The 3,690-nt window shown below is 37.2% G+C and carries 5 protein-coding genes; all 5 read right to left on the reverse strand.

The genetic code is table 11. From position 1 onward, the window contains the following. On the reverse strand, nucleotides 1-212 hold a 212-nt coding region (locus tag HCO57_RS16505; protein ID WP_167989939.1), incomplete at its 3' end, for a hypothetical protein. 163 nt (nucleotides 213-375) lie between these two features. Beyond that, nucleotides 376-834: a hypothetical protein gene (locus HCO57_RS16510; protein ID WP_167989940.1), complete on the reverse strand. Its 459-nt coding sequence runs from the start codon at nucleotides 832-834 to the stop codon at nucleotides 376-378. Next, entirely contained in the window at nucleotides 831-2,015 is a 1,185-nt protein-coding gene (locus HCO57_RS16515) for a hypothetical protein (RefSeq protein WP_167989941.1), read from the reverse strand. The genes HCO57_RS16510 and HCO57_RS16515 overlap by 4 nt, the downstream gene beginning before the upstream one ends. Nucleotides 2,016-2,824: 809 nt before the next feature. Further along, on the reverse strand, nucleotides 2,825-3,436 hold the full coding sequence (locus HCO57_RS16520) for a hypothetical protein (protein ID WP_167989942.1): 612 nt from the start codon (nucleotides 3,434-3,436) through the stop codon (nucleotides 2,825-2,827). 68 nt (nucleotides 3,437-3,504) lie between these two features. After that, on the reverse strand, nucleotides 3,505-3,690 hold a 186-nt coding region (locus HCO57_RS16605; protein WP_209066190.1), incomplete at its 5' end, for a hypothetical protein.

Raw genomic sequence — 3,690 nt, forward strand, 5'->3', positions numbered from 1 at the left:
TTCTTTTCCGTAAAGTATTTTCCGTTAGCGTTTTTTATATCCAGTCCCTCAAGGATATTGGAAAGTTCCGGATAATCAAGAAAGCCCCCCGTTTCCACATGGGAGTGTTCTACTTGCTGTTCCCCTTGTTCGACCGTAATTTCCTTTTCACATGAAAGTGCAAAGGAAAGAGCCGCAGAACAAAGAATAAGTTTTGATAGTCTGTTTTTCATACCGTTGGTGTTTTAAAATTAAAAAATGTTCGGATGTTAGTCAATATAAACCACAACGGTTTTGTGTAAGCGTAGTAGCGGGTTTTGGTTACTGTTTTTCCTTTTGTTATAATGTTTATTTAAAACAAAACGGCTTAGGTATGCACCCAAACCGCTATTGCGTTTATACCATGTTGTGGTTTGTATTTTTAGGTCTGTTTTCTTCAATCCATTTTTCCAAATCTCCTATTTCTTCTTTAACAAAAGTCTTCCAATCTGTTGTCATTGTTAGACCTAATTTTTTTGTTTTATTGACATACCACTCTGGAGTAGTAAAATATACCATATCGTAAAAGTCAGGATATGTTGCCTTTTCATTCCATATTTCATCTAAGTTTTTAACGATTTCTTTAACGGTAAGTTTTTTAGAATTTAATTCCGGTCTTTGATACCATTCCCCTACTTGTAAGATTGAATAATTTAAAAGGCTTTTAATGGTGTCTAGAATAATTCTTTTGTTGTTTGGTTTTGAAGACTCGTTGTCTTTTATTCCCAAATGCATGTATACCCCCCAAATATATTCAACTCCATTGGGGGCTAACAAATCTAAATACTTTTTATCAAAAATGTTTATACTATTCATAAACCGAATTTTATAACTTGTTTTACTGCAAACATACTGGGAAAGTTCAAATCAATTGTAGCGGGAAATCCTGACTGAGATACTGTCCTAAATGTAATAAAGTTTCCATTACCCATATTTGCAACTATTGCTCCATTGGATTGTGTAGTTTTAGAGAGTGCATTTTTTGAAAGCGCATTGAAAAGCCCTCTGGCCCTACCAACTGGATTTGTTGTTTTAACAAGTCTAACATGAGCTTGTGTGCCCTGAACACCAAGTCTAGCAACATTCTGGACAAAAGGAGTTAGTGTACTACCTCTAAGAACCCAAGAGAGAGGTATTTTTTGAAGTAAGGCTACAGCTGCATTTCCTCCCATTTCTGTAAGTATAACGCTTAAAATAGTTGCAGACCCTTCTGCAAAAGCACCGGTAATCTCAGCAAACATTACATTATTGTAATGTTGAGTAGTCGCTTTAGCCCAATCATAGAATAATTGTAAGTCAGTTCGAGTAAACGAGTCAGGGGTATCTATGCAAACTTCAAACATTTCTGCCATGCGTATTCCTTGCTCTCCGTGAAACTTTCTAAGTCCTTCAGCCATGACTTGGATAGATTTCATACAGTCGTGGCCTACTCCACAGGGTATTTGGGGTAATAATTGAAAGTCTATAACCCAATTGATAAAATTCTGTGATTTATTGGAATTTCCATTGTCGTTCATGAATTGATTTGCTTCAAGGGCAAAATCATAAAAAGCGACAAGAAAACTGAGTTCCTCTGGCGAAAGGGAATTGCCTAGTTTTTCGTTGATGGTCTCCGCCAATGAGACGAACATGTTCTGGAAGCCGCTTGATTGTGTTACCACCACGTCCCCATCGTATTCCGATGCAGGTGTAGAGGTGATGCCCGTTGAACCTCCGGTCATGGTAGAGTCACCGCCGCCACCGGTAGCCGTGCCGTCAAAATAATAGCATCCTTTACAGTCGTTTCCATTATCGGTGCATACGCTGTAAATCTCGGTAGTGAAGTAACTTGAATTGGTACATCTATCGGTACGAATGTGCTCTCCATTGAATCCAACATAGGCACCATCACCATCAAAACCGGGGTTGTCACAGGTGGGCACGGTTACATAGGTACAGGTCTGCTTTGCGGTAAGTGATTGAACGTTGACCCTTTCCATGGATATGTAGGCTCTCATTGCCGCCCTTCTGTTGTCTCGCAGTTCTTTAAGGTAATCTTTTGTGAGATGGTAACGAAGGATAAAGCCACTGTAACCCTCGGGATTCTTCCTCAATACGAGGTTCTCCAAGATTCCCTTTTCATTTCCATTTTCTTTGCTCTCGACCCTTAGGGTATAGGTCTCGACCGAGCCATTCCTATATTTAGAGACTTCGCTTGAATCTATTTTTATCTCCTGTTCTTACCGTTCTTTTCCGTAAAGTATTTTCCGTTAGCGTTTTTGATATCCAGTCCCTCAAGGATATTGGAAAGTTCCGGATAATCAAGAAAGTCCCCCGTTTCCACATGAGAGTGTTCTACTTGCTAATCCTCTTGTTCGACCGTAATTTCCTTTTCACATGAAAGTACAAAGAAAAGAGCAGAAGAACAAAGAATAAGTTTTGATAGTTTATTTTTCATACCGTTGGTGCTTTAAAGTTAAAAATTTGTGAATGTTGGTCAACATAAACCACAACAATTGAATATCCATCATGTGAGGAATATATACTATTATTTGTGGATATCCGTAATAACGAATATCTCTTTCGCATAAAACTACTAAATCTTAGACGGGCAGAAAATCCTTTTTTTGAACTTTTAATGGTAAAGCTATGAAGGGTTGTGGTTTGTGGATTTGAACCTAGCGTTGGCCTTTACCTCTTGCGAGGATTAGAGTCACGTCGGAAACGTGACGCTTCAATTTTGTTCTTGGAGTTCAAGATAAGAAAATAGTCTAAATCGTGTAAGACAGCAGCAACGCTTTATAGCCCTTTGTTGTAACACGTCGTGTTATTGATCTTCCAATATTTTCAAATCGCTTTTATCATTTGGATTCCAGTCTAAAGGTCTTCCTTTAATATGATTATCAATAAAACTATAATCCCCTTCTCCCATTCTGTTTTCTGTAAACTCTTTATCAATTAACTGCCTTATTTCAGGCCAAAATTCTTTAGGTGCATGTCTAAAGATAATGACTGGAGAAATGTACTCTTCGCAACCAAGTTCAGCCTTGCTTACCCAGCCTCTATTTTTGGTAATATCTATAAGAGTCCTTGTGTTTTTCCTATCTATTTGAGATTGAATTTTCCATAATGAATCTCGAGTTTGTTCAGATGCTTTAGGTCTTTTATCGGCAATTTCTCTTGCAATCTTACCCCATGCTAATTGTTCCTCTTTACCTAATTTCATATAAGTTTCACGGTCGAGATCATTGGCAAACCTAATGGAGTCTAATATTTCAAAAAATGAATCTGTTAATTCTGGTAAGGCTCGAATACTTTGATCTGTTTGATACATCTCATTCAGTAGGGCACATAATTCAGAATTATTTTCGTAGTTGTTGTCAGTCTTACAACCATAAAGGAATGAGACAGTTAGAATATACAAGAGAATTTTTTTCATAATGTGTTACAACGGCAGTCTGTCCCAAAACCGCCTTCAGATTTTAATATAAAATTAGCTTATTAGTTTCAAACTACCGAAGCTTGTAAAAAGGAGGGCGAAATTTTGTTTTGCTCCAAACTACCATTAATTGATTTAAAACCCTTTTTAATAGTGCCTATTGGCTTCCAAATAAGTTGAAAATACCTTAAAAATGCGGTAATAAGTTCTTTCCCTTGCACTTTGAGGATTTTCAGTATTCGTTTTAGATTATA

The sequence above is a fragment of the Croceivirga sp. JEA036 genome, from assembly GCF_011882165.1.
In the GTDB taxonomy this organism is placed as follows: Bacteria; Bacteroidota; Bacteroidia; order Flavobacteriales; family Flavobacteriaceae; genus Croceivirga.

What these genes read in the sequence shown, in the direction of transcription:
- HCO57_RS16510 (WP_167989940.1), bottom strand. Translation starts at nt 834, where the DNA reads ATGAATAGTATAAACATTTTTGATAAAAAGTATTTAGATTTGTTAGCC.
- HCO57_RS16515 (WP_167989941.1), bottom strand. Translation starts at nt 2,015, where the DNA reads ATGAGAGCCTACATATCCATGGAAAGGGTCAACGTTCAATCACTTACC.
- HCO57_RS16520 (WP_167989942.1), bottom strand. Translation starts at nt 3,436, where the DNA reads ATGAAAAAAATTCTCTTGTATATTCTAACTGTCTCATTCCTTTATGGT.